Origin of the sequence: Tsukamurella sp. USMM236 (genome assembly GCF_037148755.1) — a bacterium.
In the GTDB taxonomy this organism is placed as follows: Bacteria; Actinomycetota; Actinomycetes; order Mycobacteriales; family Mycobacteriaceae; genus Tsukamurella.
The window spans coordinates 1,115,306-1,132,287 of sequence record NZ_JBBCSS010000001.1 but is presented as its reverse complement, the minus strand read 5'-3'; the positions used below and the strand labels follow the sequence as shown (position 1 = coordinate 1,132,287).

15 protein-coding genes are annotated in these 16,982 nt (G+C 69.7%); 7 read left to right on the top strand and 8 right to left on the bottom strand.

Annotation, left to right across the window (positions count from 1 at the left end; genetic code table 11):
• Nucleotides 1-12 precede the first annotated feature (12 nt).
• From WFK95_RS05655 to WFK95_RS05625, 7 genes are all read right to left on the bottom strand, one after another.
• Complete coding sequence (locus tag WFK95_RS05655; protein WP_336670099.1) at nt 13-297, bottom strand: hypothetical protein; 285 nt, start codon at nt 295-297, stop codon at nt 13-15.
• A complete protein-coding gene (locus WFK95_RS05650; protein WP_336670098.1) occupies nt 294-1,529 on the bottom strand; it encodes a hypothetical protein in 1,236 nt (411 codons plus the stop codon). Before WFK95_RS05650 ends, WFK95_RS05655 begins: the two co-directional genes overlap by 4 nt.
• Nucleotides 1,526-2,353 carry a hypothetical protein gene (locus WFK95_RS05645; RefSeq protein ID WP_336670097.1) on the bottom strand — a complete coding sequence of 276 codons (828 nt, stop codon included), beginning with the start codon at nt 2,351-2,353 and terminating at the stop codon, nt 1,526-1,528. The genes WFK95_RS05650 and WFK95_RS05645 overlap by 4 nt, the downstream gene beginning before the upstream one ends.
• Nucleotides 2,350-3,441, bottom strand: coding sequence for a redox-regulated ATPase YchF (gene ychF, locus WFK95_RS05640; protein WP_336670096.1), 1,092 nt, complete (start codon nt 3,439-3,441; stop codon nt 2,350-2,352). The genes WFK95_RS05645 and ychF overlap by 4 nt, the downstream gene beginning before the upstream one ends.
• Nucleotides 3,442-3,557: 116 nt before the next feature.
• The gene (locus WFK95_RS05635) at nt 3,558-4,541 is read right to left on the bottom strand and encodes an ABC transporter substrate-binding protein (RefSeq protein WP_336670095.1); all 984 of its coding nucleotides are present in this window, start codon (nt 4,539-4,541) and stop codon (nt 3,558-3,560) included.
• 50 nt (nt 4,542-4,591) lie between these two features.
• Nucleotides 4,592-5,599, bottom strand: coding sequence for an ABC transporter permease (locus WFK95_RS05630; protein WP_336670094.1), 1,008 nt, complete (start codon nt 5,597-5,599; stop codon nt 4,592-4,594).
• Nucleotides 5,599-7,146: a sugar ABC transporter ATP-binding protein gene (locus WFK95_RS05625; protein ID WP_336670093.1), complete on the bottom strand. Its 1,548-nt coding sequence runs from the start codon at nt 7,144-7,146 to the stop codon at nt 5,599-5,601. The genes WFK95_RS05630 and WFK95_RS05625 overlap by 1 nt, the downstream gene beginning before the upstream one ends.
• Before the next feature lie 325 nt (nt 7,147-7,471).
• Between WFK95_RS05625 and WFK95_RS05620 the strand changes: the two genes are divergently transcribed.
• The 7 genes from WFK95_RS05620 (at nt 7,472) to WFK95_RS05590 (ending at nt 15,947) form a co-directional block, all read left to right on the top strand.
• Nucleotides 7,472-9,742, top strand: a complete 2,271-nt coding sequence (locus WFK95_RS05620; RefSeq protein WP_336670092.1) for a carbon starvation CstA family protein — start codon at nt 7,472-7,474, stop codon at nt 9,740-9,742.
• Nucleotides 9,703-9,903, top strand: a complete 201-nt coding sequence (locus tag WFK95_RS05615) for a YbdD/YjiX family protein (RefSeq protein WP_336670091.1) — start codon at nt 9,703-9,705, stop codon at nt 9,901-9,903. The genes WFK95_RS05620 and WFK95_RS05615 overlap by 40 nt, the downstream gene beginning before the upstream one ends.
• A gap of 67 nt (nt 9,904-9,970) precedes the next feature.
• Complete coding sequence (locus WFK95_RS05610) at nt 9,971-11,443, top strand: AlkA N-terminal domain-containing protein (protein ID WP_336670090.1); 1,473 nt, start codon at nt 9,971-9,973, stop codon at nt 11,441-11,443.
• Nucleotides 11,440-11,949, top strand: a complete 510-nt coding sequence (locus WFK95_RS05605) for a methylated-DNA--[protein]-cysteine S-methyltransferase (protein WP_224645880.1) — start codon at nt 11,440-11,442, stop codon at nt 11,947-11,949. The genes WFK95_RS05610 and WFK95_RS05605 overlap by 4 nt, the downstream gene beginning before the upstream one ends.
• Nucleotides 11,946-13,154, top strand: a complete 1,209-nt coding sequence (locus WFK95_RS05600) for an AI-2E family transporter (protein WP_224645879.1) — start codon at nt 11,946-11,948, stop codon at nt 13,152-13,154. The genes WFK95_RS05605 and WFK95_RS05600 overlap by 4 nt, the downstream gene beginning before the upstream one ends.
• A 32-nt stretch (nt 13,155-13,186) precedes the next feature.
• Nucleotides 13,187-14,272 (top strand): DNA recombination protein RmuC, encoded by a 1,086-nt coding sequence (locus tag WFK95_RS05595; RefSeq protein ID WP_224645878.1) that lies wholly within the window; start codon nt 13,187-13,189, stop codon nt 14,270-14,272.
• 16 nt (nt 14,273-14,288) lie between these two features.
• Nucleotides 14,289-15,947 (top strand): DUF6542 domain-containing protein, encoded by a 1,659-nt coding sequence (locus WFK95_RS05590; protein WP_336670089.1) that lies wholly within the window; start codon nt 14,289-14,291, stop codon nt 15,945-15,947.
• A 70-nt stretch (nt 15,948-16,017) separates the two neighbouring features.
• Here the strand turns inward: WFK95_RS05590 and WFK95_RS05585 are convergent, their stop codons facing one another.
• Entirely contained in the window at nt 16,018-16,968 is a 951-nt protein-coding gene (locus WFK95_RS05585) for a 4-hydroxy-3-methylbut-2-enyl diphosphate reductase (protein WP_224645876.1), read from the bottom strand.
• Between the last annotated feature and the right edge of the window lie 14 nt (nt 16,969-16,982).

Genomic DNA, 16,982 nt, shown 5'->3' with positions numbered 1-16,982 from the left:
GAATCTACTGCGCTATACCCCGCCGCGGCCGCCCTTGCCGCCCTTCTTCCGAGAGTTCGCTGCTCGACGCGCGAAGGAATCGGAGCGGACCGCCTGCATGTCATAGTGCGCACGTTCACGTTCACGTAACCGGCGTACCGGGTCACGTTCCTCGATTGCCTCGTCGTAGGTCATTTCGGCGAGAGTGTCTACCACGGTAATGACAAGCACCTCGCCTGCAGCGGTGACCACGTGCTTCCCCTCGTCGCTCAGCTCCCAGCGGACTCCAGCCCGGTCGTGCTCCTTGATGAGCTTCACGGGCGTCGGCCGGTCACGTCGTACTCGAAGAGAGCCTTGTTGCTGTTGCGCTTGCGAATGACCTCGATCTTCACGTCGGTGTAGCCGAGTTCGCGGAGCATCGCGGCGTACCACTCGTGCGCGGGCACCTCGTGCTTGTAGAAGGTCGAGTTGCCGATGATGTAAGAGACCGCGCCCCCGGGCTTCACCTGCTTCGTGATGGCCTGGAAGTGCAGCCACATATCGTGGTGATACTTGTGGACGTAGGTCGCGAGCAGCGGACCATTCTTCTCCCCGTCTCGGCGGATACGGTCGCAGACCGCGGACATGGGGTCGTCGACAGGCGTGGCCGTCTCGGGGGTCCACGTGTTGAGTTTGCTGGTTGCTGTCCCCCAAGTCCCGCCGATCGCGCGCCAATCAAGATCGCCGGCGTCACTGGCCTGATCGAGGAATCGCAACCAGTACATGTACGGGCGCAGCTCGCGGATGTACGACATCCGGTTGACGTATGGGGGTGATGTGAGCACAAGATCGGCCGGGGCAAGCGCCGCCACACCGGTGCGCGAGTCACCGCTGTACACGGTCGCGGACCCGACGAGGTCGTAGCGCGCCGACTCCACAAGGGTTGCCACCTCTTCAGCGAACGTAGCGAACGTGCGCTCGGCATCGTCGAAGTCGAAGAGAGCGGGCTCTGCCGGTGAATCCTTGAACGACATGCTCTGGTGGTTGAAGGCTGCGTTCGAGCAGGAGATAAGTGAGCGGCAAAGCGCAACCTCCATCAGGTCTTTCACCTGACCGTCGTACCCGTCGATAGCGCGCCGGAGTGCCTTCAACGCATGCAGCGCGCCGGGCGACCACCACTTCTCGATCTTGAACAGGTTGGGCTGCCAAAGATCGTTGTCCTCGTTGTGCTTCCGTGCATCCGCAAGCACGGCTTGCGCGGCATCGGTGGTGGAGAACAACGTCTCTGCCGAATAGTGTCCAACCTTGGCGTTGCCGAGCCAGATGAGAAAGGGGTTCACGTCGACGCTCTGGCCAATGTGACCGAGTTCGGCCGCGGCCAGCGGAGTCGTCCCGGTACCAGAAAACGGGTCGGTGATGATCGATCCCTGGGGCAGGTCGGCCAGTCGGTCACGCACGACACGGACGCCGTAGGCAGGCGTGAGTCGCAACCAGCCGTGTCGCCCCTTCCCCATGTTGGCGCGGAATGTGAGGTGCTCGTTACGAGCCTGCGCCGCACGGTCGATCGTCATTTGGCCTCCAACAGCGTTCTCAGAACATCCTCGACACCCGCACGCAGGTCATCCGTGTTGCGCCGGAAGAAGCCCGCAAGGTCGTAACCAACGACCTGATCGACGAAGTCGAAGGTGCTTCCGAGGGGATCGTTGTTGCCTACCGTACCCATAAGCACTGACCAGTTCCCGGTGGTGTACCTCAGGCGGACAGCAGCATTGATCTGCGTGGACATGATCGCGAGGACGGGTAGGTACCCATGACCGAGCGCCTGCGCCGCGTTCGCAAGGTCCCCATTCTGACGCTTGCTGTCCGCCGACTTGTACCCCTGACGAACTTCGAAGACCGCACCCTTAAGTGGCGCTGTGATGTCGAGCCGCTGGCGTTGGCGATCGACCCAGGCTGCCACACGGTCGCGCGCGTCCGCGTCCCCAACGTCGGCGAGTTCCACACGACCGTCGAGCGAGAGCTTGCGCGGCTTGACCTTCGCCGGGTCCTGCCCCTCCTTCAGCTCCGGAACGATATCGTACGACCACATAACCTGGTCGGCGCCCAGCCCCAGTCGGTCGCGAAGAACCTGCCGGAAGAGCCTCTCGCACCCGATCCCCAGTTGGCGGTACACGGACGTCATCCCGCCCGCGGCCTTGTGAGCGGCGAACATGAGGGGCGAATCGAGACCCATCCAGTGGTATAGCGGGTCGGCGCCGTAGAGAGCGGTGAACCCGGCCAGATCCACCTCGTCGGAGCCGCCCATCTTGGGGAGGTACTCCGCTGACTTCTGCAGCGGCTCGAGGATCGTGTCGACATACAGGCGGTCATCCGAGTGATTCATGGTGGCGCTCACTTCTTGCTCGCAGATGGCACCCCGCTGCGGAACTCGACCACGTCACCGTCGGACATGACGTAGTCCTTGCCCTCCATGCGGACCTTGCCGGCGGCTTTCGCGGCGGCCATGGTGCCGTTGGCGTCGAGGTCGGCGAAGGAGACGATCTCGGCCTTGATGAAGCCCTTCTCGAAGTCGGTGTGGATCACGCCGGCGGCCTTGGGGGCGGTGTCGCCCTTGCGGATCGTCCAGGCGCGCGACTCCTTGGGGCCGGCGGTGAGGTAGGTCTGCAGGCCCAGGGTGTGGAAGCCGGCGCGGGCGAGCGAGTCGAGGCCCGGCTCGTCCTGGCCGATGGACTCCAGCATCTCGGCCTGGTCCTCGGGGTCGAGCTCCAGCAGCTCGGACTCGATCTTGGCGTCGAGGAAGACGGCGTCGGCGGGGGCGACGGCGGCGACGAGCTCCTCGCGGCGCGCGGCGTCGGTGAGCACGCCCTCGTCGGCGTTGAAGACGTACAGGAAGGGCTTCGCGGTCATCAGGTGCAGCTCGCGGACCGGCGCGGTGTCGAAGCCGGCGCCGAACAGGGTCTTGCCGTCGGTCAGGATCGCCTCCGCGGCCTTCACGGCCTCGAGCGTCTCGACGAGCTCCTTGTTCTTGCGCGCGTCCTTCTCGAGCCGGGGCAGCGCCTTCTCGATGGTCTGCAGGTCGGCGAGGATCAGCTCGGTCGCGACGGTCTCGATGTCGGCGAGCGGGTCGACCTTGCCGGCCACGTGCACGACGTCCTCGTCGGAGAAGACGCGCACCACCTGGCAGATCGCGTCGGCCTCGCGGATGTTGGAGAGGAACTGGTTGCCCATGCCCTCGCCCTCGGAGGCGCCCTTGACGATGCCGGCGATATCGACGAAGGACACGGTGGCGGGCAGGATGCGCTCCGAGCCGAAGATCTCGGCCAGGCGGTTCAGCCGCGGGTCCGGCAGGTTCACCACGCCGACGTTCGGCTCGATGGTGGCGAACGGGTAGTTCGCCGCCTCCACCTCACTGTTGGTGAGGGCGTTGAACAGGGTGGACTTGCCGACGTTGGGCAGTCCGACGATTCCGAGGGTAAGGCTCACGGGGCCTCATTCTACGTGGTCGCACGTGCGCCTCCCGACGGTGCGGGAGGTGCACTTCCCGACGGTGCAGGTCGCCCTCACCCAGGTCCGGCCCGCACCGTCGGAAAGCCCGTCGGTCAGCGGTAGAGGCTGCCCGCGATCTTGGGGTCGTCGACGTTGGTCTTGTCGTACCAGTAGAAGCCGGTGTCGATGGTCTTGGGCAGCGACTCGCCCTTGATCGCCTTCACCGCCGCCGCGACGGTCTCGCGGCCGATGCCCACCGGGTTCTGGGTGATGGCGCCGGCCATCAGGCCCGAGCGGATCGCGTCGATCTGCGCCGCGCCCGAGTCGAAGCCGATGATCTTGATCGCCGGCTTGTTCGCGCGCTGCGCCGCGTTGACGATGCCGGTGGCCGCGCCCTCGTTGGTGCCGTACAGGCCCGCCAGGTTGGGGTACGCCTGCATCATCGTGGCCGCCAGGTCGGCCGCCTTGGCCGGATCGCCGCCGTACTGGATGTCGACGATCCGCACGCCGGGCGCGTTCGCCTTGATCCACTCGGTGAAGCCGTCCCGCCGGTCGACGCCGGTCCGCGACGTCTGATCGTGCGCGACGACGCCGATCTCGCCGTTGCCGCCGATCAGGTCGACCATGCGCTTCGCGGCCTCGGCCGCCGCTGCCTTGTTGTCGGTCGACGCGGTGGTGACGGCGATGTCGCTGTCGACGCCGGAGTCGAAGGCGACGACCGGGATGCCCTTGTCCTTGGCCTGCTGCAGGATCGGCGCGACAGCGGCCGAATCGAGCGCCGCGATCGCGATGGCCGACGGGTTGCGGTCGAGCGCGGTCTGCAGGAGCTGCACCTGCTTCTCGACCTGCGTCTCGTTGTCGGGCCCCTCGAAGGTGATGGTCTTGCCGAGTTCCTTGGCCGCCTCCTCGGCGCCCTTGTTCACGGCCTTCCAGAACTGGTGCTGGTAGCCCTTCGAGATGATGGCGATCTCACCGTCGCCACCCGACGAGCCGCCGCTGGAGCACGCGGTCGCGGTGGTGACCATCGTGACCGCGGCGACGGTGACGGTCGCCGCCCGGAAGATGCGCCGCAGGGGCGTCGAAGCCTTGGTGAACACGCGTTTCTCCTTGGTTGGGTGGGAGGTGGTTACCGACGGGCGTCGGTGACTCAGGGTCGTTTGCGGACGATGTCGATGTAGACGGCGACGAGGATCACCACGCCGACCGCGATGGACTGCCATTCCTGCGGGATCGACATGATCCGCAGGCCGTTCGTGAGAACGCTCATGATGAGGATGCCGATCACCGTGCCGGTGACGGTGCCGCGACCGCCGGCGAGCGACGTGCCGCCGATGACGACGGCCGCGATCGCCTCGAGTTCCAGCCCTTGGCCGCCGGTGGGCTGGGCGGAGTTCAGCCGCGCGGCGGCGAGCACGCCGGCCAGGCCGACGAAGACGCCGGAGAAGGTGTAGACGATGACCTTCCAGTTCTTGACGTTCACGCCGGAGAGCCGGGTCGCCTCCTCGTTGCTACCGATCGCGTAGGCGTAGCGGCCCAGCTTCGTCTTCGCGAGCACGATGCCGGCGATCACCGCCATGAGCGCGAGCAGCACCACACTGAAGGGGATGCGGGCGCCGGGGACCAGCGACTTGTTGGCGATGGCGCTGAACCCCTCGACCGAGGTAAACCGGATCGGCTCGGTGCCCGAGATCACCAGCGACGCACCGATCGTCACCAGCATCATGGCAAGGGTGGCGATGAACGGCGGTATCCCGAGATACGCGACGACGAGGCCGTTGACGAGGCCGACGAAGGCGCCGAAGAGCACGCCGCCGATCACGCCGATCCACAGCGGCAGGTTCCAATGCACGAGGAAGACGCCGGTCATGATGCCCGACAGGATCATCGCCGTGCCGATCGACAGATCGATGCCGCCCGTGATGATCACGATGGTGGTGCCGAGCGCGAGCAGGCCGATCGTCACCGAGGCGACCAGGATGCCCGTGAGGTTGCTGGCGGTCAGGAAGTTCGGGCTCGCGAACGAGAAGAAGATCACGATCACGATCAGGCTGACGAAGGCGAGGAACTGCTGCATCTGCCCTCGGATCCAGGACGTCAGCGCGAACCCGCCGGCACTGTCGCTGTCGGGCGTGGGGGGCGCGGTGGTCGCGGTCATCACTTCACCGCCGTCTCGTGGAAGCGGGTGGCGTTCTCCATGATCGTCTCCTGGGTTGCTTCGTCGCTGTCGAGAATGGTGGCGAGGCGCCCCTCCCCCATCACCGCGATGCGGTGGGAGAGGCGCAGCACCTCGGGCAGGTCACTGGAGATCACCATGATCGCCTTCCCCGACGCCGCCAGTTGTTCGAGGAGCCGGTAGATCTCGTCCTTGGCGCCGACGTCGATGCCGCGGGTGGGCTCGTCCACGATGAGGATGTCGCAGTCGCGGGCCAGCCACTTGCCGATGATGACCTTCTGCTGATTGCCGCCCGACAGGTTGCGCACGGCCTGCCGGATCGACGGCGTCTTGACCCGCAACCGGGACACCATGTCGGTGGCGAGGGTGTTGAGCTCGCCGTCGCGGATCACGCCGAACCGCGAATGGGCGTCGAGCGACGAGAGCGCGATGTTGTCGCGGACCGTCTGGTCGACGACGGCGCCGAATCGCTTGCGGTCCTCCGAGAGGTAGCCGATGCCGAGGGCGGCAGCGGTCGCCGGGGAGTCGATCGTGCGCTCGGTGCCGTTCACCGCGATCCGGCCCGCGGTGATCGGGTCGGCGCCGATGATCGCGCGGGCCAGCTCGGTGCGGCCGGCGCCCATGAGCCCGGCGAAGCCGAGGATCTCCCCGCGGTGCAGTTCGAACGAGATGTCGTGCAGCGGATGCCTGCTGCTGAGCCCGTCGACCTTCAGGACCACCTCGCCGGGCGTCTCCGGCACCGTCGGGCGTTGCTCGTCGGCGACCTCGCGACCGACCATCATCTCGATGATCTCGCGCATCGGCGTCGTCGCCGTGGGCCGCTCGCCCACGTACGTGCCGTCGCGCAGCACGACGATGCGGTCGGAGATGCGGGGCAGTTCGTCCATCCGGTGCGAGATGTAGACGACGCCGGTCCGATCCGTGACGAACCGGCCGATCAGCTCGAACAGGGTCTGCACCTCGGCGTCGTTGAGCGCCGCCGTCGGCTCGTCGAGGATCAGGAGGCGAGCGTCCTCCGAGAGCGCGCGAGCGATCTCCACCATCTGCTGCTTACCCACGGTCAGGTCCCGGACCCGCGCATTGGGGTCGATGACCATGCCGAGCCGTTCGAGCAGGGCGGTGGTGCTGCGGACGGCGCCGCGGCCGTCGACGACGCCGAAGCGCGTGCGTTCCCGACCCAGGGTGATGTTCTGCGCCACAGTGAGATCCGGGACCAGCCCCAGCTCCTGGTGGATGATGCTCACGCCGAGCGACTGCGCCTGCCCGGGCGAGGTCAGCTGCACCGGCGCACCGTCGATCTCGATGGTGCCCTCGTCGGGCGATTCGACCCCGCTGAGCAGCTTCATGAGGGTCGACTTGCCGGCGCCGTTCTCGCCGACGAGCGCGATCCGCTCCCCCGGATACACCTCGAGGTCGACGTGATCGAGCGCGACGACGCCGGGGAAGCGCTTGGTCACGCCGCTCATGCGGATCAGCGGGACGCGTGCGGCCGATGCGCCCGGGCCCTGCGACATCGCTTCCACGCTCATGCACTCACCGCCCGATCCGGCGCCGACAGGCGGCGTCCTTGGTCCTTCGGTCAGGGTGGACAAGCGACCACCCTGTGTGCTGAGTCACATTAGACATCGGATGTTTGCATGTCAATAGTCGGCACACCGGCACGAAACGCGACGAAATGGCGAGCGCAGACGCAAACACATCAGATGTTCTCGTGTCATTGCTCGTCGGACCGCGCGCCGACGCCACCCTTCGCCCGCCCGCACCAACGCGAGCGATTCCGCGACGCCCGCGCCACCCGGATGAAACGATGATCCCTGCGAACCACCACCGTGGCGTAGACATCCAGGAGGCCTCGTGTCAGCTCCCACCGCTCCGTCGACCACGGAGACCGACGGCGACATCACCTACGTCCGGACGGACCCGGACCTGCCGCCCGTCGCCGTGATCGATCGCAGCCCGATCACCACCAAGCACAAGGTGATCTTCGGCGTGATCGCGCTCATCGGCGCCGGCGCGTGGGCGATGATCGCCCTCGCCCGCGGCGAATCCGTGAACGCCGTGTGGTTCGTGCTCGCCGCGATCTGCACCTACGTCGTCGGTTACCGCTTCTACGCCCGCCTCATCGAACTCAAGGTGGTCCGCCCGCGCGACGACCACGCCACGCCCGCGGAGGTGCTGGAGAACGGCACCGACTACCTGCCCACCGACCGGCGCGTGCTGTTCGGGCACCACTTCGCCGCGATCGCCGGCGCCGGGCCGCTCGTGGGCCCCGTACTCGCCGCGCAGATGGGCTACCTCCCGGGCACCATCTGGATCATCGTCGGCGCGCTGGTCGCCGGCTGCGTCCAGGACTACCTCGTGCTGTGGGTCGCGACCCGCCGCCGCGGCCGCTCCCTCGGCCAGATGATCCGCGACGAGCTCGGCCCCGTCGGCGGCGCGGCCGCGATCATCGGCATCGCGGCGATCATGACCATCCTCATCGCGGTGCTCGCGCTCGTCGTGGTGCAGGCGCTGGGCCACAGCCCGTGGGGCGTCTTCTCCATCGCCGCGACCATCCCCATCGCCCTGTTCATGGGCGTCTACCTCCGCTTCCTCCGCCCCGGCCGGGTCTCGGAGGTCTCGCTCATCGGCTGCGTGCTGCTGCTCGCCGCGGTGATCGGCGGCCGCTACGTGGGCGAGAGCAGCTGGGGCAAGGACCTGTTCACGCTCACCCCGGTCCAGCTGAGCTGGGCGATCATCATCTACGGCTTCGCCGCCTCCGTGCTCCCGGTGTGGCTGCTGCTCGCGCCGCGCGACTACCTCTCGACCTTCATGAAGGTCGGCACCATCGTGCTGCTGGCCATCGGCATCCTCATCGCCCGCCCGCTCATGGAGGCGCCCGCCGTCTCCGATTTCGCGACCCGCGGCGACGGTCCGGTCTTCGCCGGGTCCCTGTTCCCGTTCCTGTTCATCACCATCGCGTGCGGCGCCCTCTCCGGCTTCCATTCCCTGGTCAGCTCCGGCACCACGCCGAAGCTGCTGGAGAAGGAGGGGCAGATGCGGCTGATCGGCTACGGCGGCATGCTCACCGAGTCCTTCGTCGCGATCATGGCGCTGATCACCGCGTCGATCATCAACCAGCACTTCTACTTCGCGATGAACGCGCCGATCGCCAAGACGGGCGGCACCGCGGAGACCGCCGCCACCTACGTCAATTCGCTGGGCCTGAGCGGCGATCCGGTCACCGGCCAGCAACTGTCGCAGGCGGCGAAGGACGTCGGCGAGGAGTCCATCGTCTCCCGCACGGGCGGCGCCCCGACGCTGGCCTTCGGCATGTCAGAGGTGCTGCACCAGGTGTTCGGCGGCTCGTCCATGAAGTCCTTCTGGTACCACTTCGCGATCATGTTCGAGGCGCTGTTCATCCTCACCACGGTCGACGCCGGCACCCGAGTCGCCCGGTTCCTCGTCTCGGACGCCCTGAGCAACCTGGGCGGCCCCTTCCAGCGGCTCAAGGACCCGAGCTGGCGCGTCGGCGCGTGGGTCGCCTCGCTGCTCGTCGTGGCCGCATGGGGCAGCATCCTGCTCATGGGCGTGACCGACCCCCTGGGCGGCATCAACACGCTCTTCCCGCTGTTCGGCATCGCCAACCAGCTGCTCGCCGCCATGGCGCTCACGGTGGTCGTCGTGGTGGTGGTCAAGAAGGGCTACTACAAGTGGGTCTGGATACCCGCGATCCCGCTCGTCTGGGACCTCATCGTGACCATGACCGCCTCCTGGCAGAAGATCTTCAGCTCCGATCCGGCGGTCGGCTACTGGAAGCAGCACAGCAACTTCAAGGCCGCCGCCGAAGCCGGCAAGTCCTCGTTCGGCTCCGCCAAGACGCCGGAGGCCATCGACGCGGTGGTGCGCAACACCTTCATCCAGGGCACGCTGTCGATCGTCTTCGCGCTCATGGTGCTCATCGTCGTGATCATGGGCGTGTGGACCGTCTACCGCACGGTCTCCGGCAACGGCCGCCCGCTCACCGAGGAGGAACCGGTGCCCAGCAAGCTGTTCGCGCCGAGCGGCCTCATCCCCACCGCCGCCGAGAGGAAGGTGCAGGAGCAATGGGACGCCCTGGGAGTGACCCGATCATCCGGGCACTGAAGGCGGTCCGCTGGTACGTGGGCTCGGTCATGGGCGACAACCACTACCAGCGGTACGTCGAGCACCGTCGCGCGACGCATCCGGGCGAGCCCGTGATGACGGAACGCGAGTACTGGAAGGCGCGCCACGACGGCGCGACGGTGCAGGCCCGCTGCTGCTGAGCCCACCGCCACGGTGATGTCCGAAAGCCGCTAGCGCGGTCGCCTGTGCAATGCCAGAGTCGAAGGCGTGACCACCAGCTCACCCCACCTCGACTTCGACCGGTGCTACCGGGCGATCGCCGGGCGCGATCCCCGGTTCGACGGCCAGTTCTACACGGCCGTCGCCACCACCGGCATCTACTGCCGCCCGTCGTGCCCCGCGACCACCCCCAAGGCCGCGAACGTGAGCTTCCACCTCACGGCCGCCGCGGCGCAGGCCGCGGGCTACCGGGCGTGCCGGCGCTGCCTTCCCGACGCCGTACCCGGCTCGCCCCGGTGGAACCTCGAATCCGACCTCGCCGCGCGGGCCATGCGCCTCATCGCCGACGGGGTGGTCGACCGGTCCGGGGTGACGGGCCTGGCGGAGCGGCTCGGCTACAGCTCGCGACAGCTCACCCGGGTCCTCACCGCGGAACTCGGCGCCGGCCCACTGGCACTCGCGCGGGCGCACCGCGCCACCACCGCGCGGATCCTCATCACCGGCACGACGCTGCCCTTCTCCGACATCGCCTTCGCCGCCGGCTTCACGTCGATCCGCCAGTTCAACGACACGATCCGTGAGGTCTTCGCACGGACCCCGTCGGAGCTGCGGACGCAGCGCGGCCCCGATCCGGCGGCCCCGTCGACCGGGGAGCTGAGCCTGCGCCTCGCGCTGCGCGGCCCCTACGCCACCGGCTGGGTGCGGTGGTTCCTCGCCGCGCACGCCGTCGCGGGCCTCGAGCACGCCGACGGTGACCGCTACACCCGCGTCCTGAGCCTGCCGGGCGGGAACGGGATCGCCGGCATCGATCTGGGGCCCGCCCCGGACGGGTACGTCCGCGCCACTCTCTCGCTCGCCGCGATGAGCGACCTGTCGACCGCAGTCGCGCGGCTGCGGCACCTGCTGGACCTGGACGCCGACCCCACCGCCGTGGACGAGGCGCTGGCCGCCGATCCGCAGCTGGCGCCGCTCGTCGCCGCGACGCCGGGCATCCGGCTGTTCGGCACCGTCGACCCGGCGGAGCTACTGCTGCGCACCATGATCGGGCAGCAGATCTCCATCGCGGCGGCGGCCACGCACCAGGCCCGGCTCGTCGAGGCGCTCGGGGCGGAGGTCGACGACCCGTCGGGCAGGGTGCGGCGCGCCTTCCCCACCCCGGCCGCCGTCGCCGAGCGGGGCGGCGAGGTGCTCACCGGCCCGCGAACCCGGATCGCCGCGATCCTCAGCGTCGCGACCGAGCTGGCCGAGGGGCGGCTCGTGCTGCACGGCGGCATGCCCAGGGAGGAGGCGCGCGCGGAGCTGCTGCGGCTCAAGGGAGTCGGGCCGTGGACCGCCGACTACGTGGCGATGCGCCTGCTCGCCGACCCCGATACCCTCCTCGCGTCCGACCTCGTCGTGGCGAAGGGCGCGGAAGCCCTCGGGCTCGACATCACCGAGAACCGGTGGAGCCCGTGGGGCAGCTACGTCTCCCTGCACCTGTGGAACCACTCGCTCACCACCGACCGGAGGATCACGCCGTGACCGCCCACTTCGCCACCGTCTCCACGCCCGCCGGGCCCTTCACCGCCGTCGTCGACGCCGACGGGGCCGTCCTCGCCTCGGGCTGGACCGCGGACCCCGGCGACCTGCTGCCCGTCATCCACGCGACGCTGCGGCCCATCGCCGTCGACGAGCGCGCCGAGCTCGGCGCCGTCACCCGGGCCGTCGCGGCCTTCCACACCGGCGAGGTGACCGCGATCGACGACATCGTCGTGCGCCAGCGCTCCGGCGCCTTCGTCGAGCACGCCTGGGACGTGCTGCGCACCGTCGAACCCGGAAAGCCCGTGACGTACACGGAGTACGCCGACCTGTCCGGGCGCCCGGCGGCGGTCCGTGCCGCGGCAATGGCCTGCGCGCGCAACGCGGCGGCGCTGTTCGTGCCCTGCCACCGGGTACTGCGGCTGGACGGCTCCCTCGGCGGATTCCGGTGGGGACTCGCCGTGAAGGAGTGGCTGTTGGACCACGAGGCACATACGATCGCGACGTGAGCGAAGAGACGACGACCCCGCCGCCGGGCAAGAAGACCCGCAGCGAGGTCTACGGCGAGGCCGGCCGCTGGCTGGCCACCTGGAGCTGGCGAACCGTCGCGGTCGCGGCGATGCTGTTCGTACTCAGCTGGATCATCGGCGAGTTCTGGACGATCCTGCTGCCCGTGCTGCTGGCGATCCTGCTGTGCACCGTGCTGTGGCCGCCCGTGCGCTGGCTGCGCAGCAAGGGCCTGCCGCCCGCGCTCGCCACCGCGCTCGTCCTGCTGCTCTCCCTGGGCCTCCTCGGCGGCGTCATCGGCGCCATCGCGCCGTCCATCGGCGGGCAGTCCAAGGAGATCGCCGACCGCGCCGTCGAGGGCGTCGGCAAGGTGCAGAAGTGGGCGCAGGGCCCGCCGCTGAACCTGCAGGACGAGCAGATCAGCAAGTTCGTCACGTCGATCACCAAGAAGCTGCAGGAGAGCGCCGAGACCATCGCGTCGGGCGTCTTCACCGGCGTCAGCGCCGCCGGCTCCTTCGTGGTGGCGATCGTGATGGTCGCGATGCTGACCTTCTTCTTCCTCAAGGACGGCGACAAGTTCATGCCGTGGCTGCGACGCCACTCCGGCACGCCCGTCTCGGAGCACTTCGCCGAACTGCTCAGCCGCATCTGGACCACCCTGGGCGGCTTCATCCGCACGCAGGCGCTGGTCAGCTTCATCGACGCCCTGTTCATCGGCCTCGGCCTGGTGATCCTGCAGGTGCCCCTGGCCGGGGCGCTGGCCGTGATCACCTTCCTCGGCGGCTTCATCCCCATCGTCGGTGCCTTCGTCGCCGGCGCGCTGGCGGTGGTCGTGGCGCTGGTGACCAACGGTCCCGGTACCGCCCTGGCCGTCCTCGCCGTGGTGATCGCCGTGCAGCAGCTCGAGGGCAACGTCCTCTCCCCGATCCTGCAGTCCCGCTCGATGGAGCTGCACCCCGCGATCGTGCTGCTCGCCATCGCCTTCGGCAGCACCCAGTTCGGCATCATCGGCGCCTTCCTCGCGGTGCCCGTCGCCGCGGCCATCGCGGTGCTGTTCCGGTACCTCGGCGAGCTCGTCGACGAACAGACCGGCGAGACGCCACCGCCCGAGGAGGAACCGAAGCCCAGCTTCTGGGACAAGTTCCGGCGCAAGCCCGCGGCACCGGCGGCGGACCCGGCGAAGGACACCCCGGCCGAGACGGCCTGAAACTTGTCAGTGGGGGCGTCCATGCTGACGGCATGGACCTCTCGCATCTGATCGTCGCGCTGCTGGCGCTGCTGGTCGGCGGCGCCGTGGGGATCATCCTGGCCCGGTCCCTACCCGCGCCGCCCGGCCGGTCCGACGGTGCCGGGCCCACCCCCGACGCGGTGGCCGGGCCGGTGAACGCGCTGCTCGCGCCGCTGCGGCAGACCCTGGATTCGCTGGGCCACGAGTTCGCCGTGGCCGAGCGCAGCCGCGTCGCGGCGTTCGCGGGGCTGCGGGAGCAGATCGGCACCGTCGCGCGCACGAGCGAGGCCCTGCGCGCCGAGACCGCGACGCTGCGCTCCGCGATGAAGTCGTCCACGGTGCGCGGCCGCTGGGGCGAGTTGCAGCTGGAACGGGTGGTGGAGCTGGCCGGGCTGAGCCGGCACTGCGACTTCTCCACCCAGGTGGGCGGCACGGTCGGTGACGCGCGGGTCCGGCCCGACGTCGTGGTGCACCTCGCAGGCGGACGCGATCTGGCGGTCGACGCGAAGGTGCCGCTGGACGCGTACCTGCAGCTGCTCGAGGCGCCGCCGGCGCAGCACGCCGCCCTGCTCTCCGACCACGCCCGCCGGTTCCGCTCCCACGTCGTGCAGCTGGCGGGCAAGCGGTACTGGGAGGCCGTCGGCTCGCCGGAGCTCGTGGTGATGTTCGTGCCCGCCGAGGCCTTCCTCGACGCCGCGCTGCAGGCCGACCCCGAGCTGCTCGAATTCGCCCTCGACCGGAATGTGGTGCTCGCCACACCGACCACCCTCGTCGCGATGCTCCGCGCCGTCGCGCTGAGCTGGCGGCAACACGCCCTCGGCGAGGATGCGGCGCGGATCCAGGCCCTCGGCCGCGAACTGAACGAGCGATTCGACGTTCTGAACAGCCACTTCTCCTCACTGGGTACGGCGTTGGGCAGGACCGTCGAGGCGTTCAACGCCACCGTCGGCTCGTACAACTCGCGGGTGGGCGTCACCGCCCGCCGTCTGGCCGATCTGGATTCCATGCCCGACGGTGCGCGCGACGATCCGCTGGAGCTCGACCGCGCGCCGCGGGCCGTCCCCACGGCGGCAGATTCTCGGTTCTCACAGCCTTAACCGGTACGGTTCACCTGTGTCGAAGTTCCCACCGTCCCGCTCCCAGGTGCCCGTCGACGAGCGTTCCGTGCTCGCGACGGTGCCCGGACTGCCGTGGTGGGGCGCCGTCCTGACCATGCTGGTCTTCACCGCGGCGGGCGCCCTCGCCTCGGGGGAGTTCGCGGGCGCGAACGCCGGTGTGCTCGCGATGTCGGTCGGCGCGGTCGTCGCCGTGCTCGCCGTGCGCAACCGCGCGCTGTTCACCGCGATGGTGCAGCCCCCGCTCATCATCGCCACCGCGATCCCGCTGTACCGCTGGTTCTCCCTCCCCAGCCCGCGCAAGACCAGCCAGATCCTCACCGACGTGCTGTTCCCCATGATCTCGCTGTTCCCGTGGATGTTCTGGACCACCGTGATCGTGCTGGTCATCGGCGGCGCGCGCCTGCTGCAGTACCGCTCGCTCACCGCGAACGCCCGCAGCGCACAGCGCGGCGGAGCGACGTCGGGGACGAAGGCCTCGCTCGCCAAGGCCGGCGCCAAGGCGGGCGCCAAGGCGGGCGCCAAAGTCGGATCCAAGGCCGGTGCGGCGAAGCCGGAGACGGCGAAGCCCGCCCTCGCCGGCGCTGCGAAGCCCGCTGCAGGCGCTGGAGCCACGGGTGCCGCGGCCGGCGGGAAACGGCCCGCCGAGTCCGCCGGGCTGCCACTGGGCGAGCGGATCCGTGCGGCGTTCACCCGCCTGCGCCCCGCGCCCGCGGCGGGCGCGGTGGGCGCCGCTGCCCTCGTCGGCGACGGCGCCGACCGCTCGGAGCGGCACCAGAGCCGCTCCACCGAGCACCACTCGAGCCGCGCCGTCCGGGACCGGGCGGATCGGGCCGACCGTCGCGAACCCGCAGAGGCCGACGCCGCGGTCCGGGGCCGCAGCTCGGCCGCGCGCCGCGAGGACCCGCGCCGGGATCTCCGCCGCGACGAGGTGCGGCGCGACGAGCAGCGCCGGGACTCGGCAGCGCGCCTCGCGCGGACCCGCGAAGAGATCGCCGCGCGCGACGCCGGAGCACCCGCGACCCAGATCAACCGTGTCATCCGGCCCGACTCGGGGCAGATCCCGCGACCGCCGATGCCGAGGCGTCCCGGCGAAGACGACCGTCGGGCGGTACCGCGCGGCGCCCGGCCCCGCCCCGCCGTCGCGCAGGGCGACCGGCCGCGGCCCGGGATCCACGACTCACGGGAACTGCGGCACGACGACGAGCGTCGCCGGATCGGTGAGCCCCAGCCCCGGTGGCGCACTCCGCGGGGTCCTGAGGGACGCCCGGACGCCCCCGCCGCGCGCGCGGCGGCCCCCGCCGACTCGCGCGACTACCGGCGCGAGGCCGGCGACATCGACCGCGCCCGCGGCGTGGACCCCGCGGCGCCCCGCGCCGGGCGGGAGCGCTCGCAGATCCCGCGCGACGACTTCGCCTCGCTCCCCCGCATCTCCGGCAGCCGCGCCGCGCAGCCCGACCTCCCCAGCCTGACCGGCGAGGAGCGGACCGCGCGCCGGGGCGAGACACCGTCGAACCCGGGACGCTACGAGCACTACCGGCCCCCGCGCTACCGTCCGCAGAGCGAGGACTCGGCGGTGGAGACCAACTTCCGGGACGACTTCACGGAGCCCGCCGACGAGCCCCGGCAGATCCGCCGGCACCGCTACAAGGACTGACTCCTCCCACAGCACGCGAAAGGGCGCGCCACCGGATCCGGTGGCGCGCCCTTCGTCGTCGCGGGTGCGGTCAGGCCTTGGCGCGGGGACGCAGCTCGCGCGGAAGCGCGAAGACCAGCGTCTCGTTCGCAGTGGTGACAGCCTTGACGTCGTGGAAGCCCTCGCCGTCCAGGTACTCGACGACGCCCTTGACCAGGATCTCGGGCACCGACGCGCCGGAGGTGATGCCGACCGTCTCCACGCCGTCGAGCCAGGCGGGATCGATCTCGCGGGCGAAGTCGATGAGGTACGCGGCGCGGGCGCCGGCCTGCAGCGCCACCTCCACCAGTCGCACCGAGTTCGACGAGTTCCGCGAGCCCACGACGATCACCAGATCGCACTCCGGGGCCATCGCCTTCACCGCGACCTGCCGGTTCTGGGTGGCGTAGCAGATGTCGTCGCTCGGCGGATCCTGCAGCTTGGGGAACTTCTCCCGCAGGCGGCGGACCGTCTCCATGGTCTCGTCGACCGAGAGCGTGGTCTGCGAGAGCCAGACCAGCTTGTCCTCGTCGCGGACGGTGACGTTGTCGACCGCGTCCGGGCCGTCGACGAGCTGCACGTGCTCCGGCGCCTCGCCGGCCGTGCCCTCGACCTCCTCGTGCCCCTCGTGGCCGATGAGCAGGATGTCGAAATCGTCGCGGGCGAAACGCTTGGCCTCCTGGTGCACCTTGGTGACCAGCGGGCACGTCGCGTCGATGGTGCGCAGGCTGCGCTGCGCGGCGCCCTCGTGCACCGCGGGCGAGACGCCGTGCGCGGAGAACACGAGGAGCGAGCCCTCGGGCACCTCGTCGGTCTCGTCGACGAAGATCACACCCTTGTCCTGCAGCGTCTCCACGACGTGCCGGTTGTGCACGATCTCCTTGCGCACGTACACCGGGGCGCCGTGCTTCTCGAGGGCCTTCTCGACCGTTTCCACCGCACGGTCGACGCCCGCGCAGTAGCCACGCGGCTCGGCCAGCAGGACACGCTTGCCAGAACTCATGCCTCCAGGCTACG

Coding starts and splice junctions, on each gene's coding strand:
- WFK95_RS05650 (WP_336670098.1), bottom strand. CDS start 1,529: ATGACGATCGACCGTGCGGCGCAGGCTCGTAACGAGCACCTCACATTC.
- WFK95_RS05630 (WP_336670094.1), bottom strand. CDS start 5,599: ATGACCGCGACCACCGCGCCCCCCACGCCCGACAGCGACAGTGCCGGC.
- WFK95_RS05625 (WP_336670093.1), bottom strand. CDS start 7,146: ATGAGCGTGGAAGCGATGTCGCAGGGCCCGGGCGCATCGGCCGCACGC.
- WFK95_RS05615 (WP_336670091.1), top strand. CDS start 9,703: ATGGGACGCCCTGGGAGTGACCCGATCATCCGGGCACTGAAGGCGGTC.
- WFK95_RS05595 (WP_224645878.1), top strand. CDS start 13,187: ATGGACCTCTCGCATCTGATCGTCGCGCTGCTGGCGCTGCTGGTCGGC.
- WFK95_RS05585 (WP_224645876.1), bottom strand. CDS start 16,968: ATGAGTTCTGGCAAGCGTGTCCTGCTGGCCGAGCCGCGTGGCTACTGC.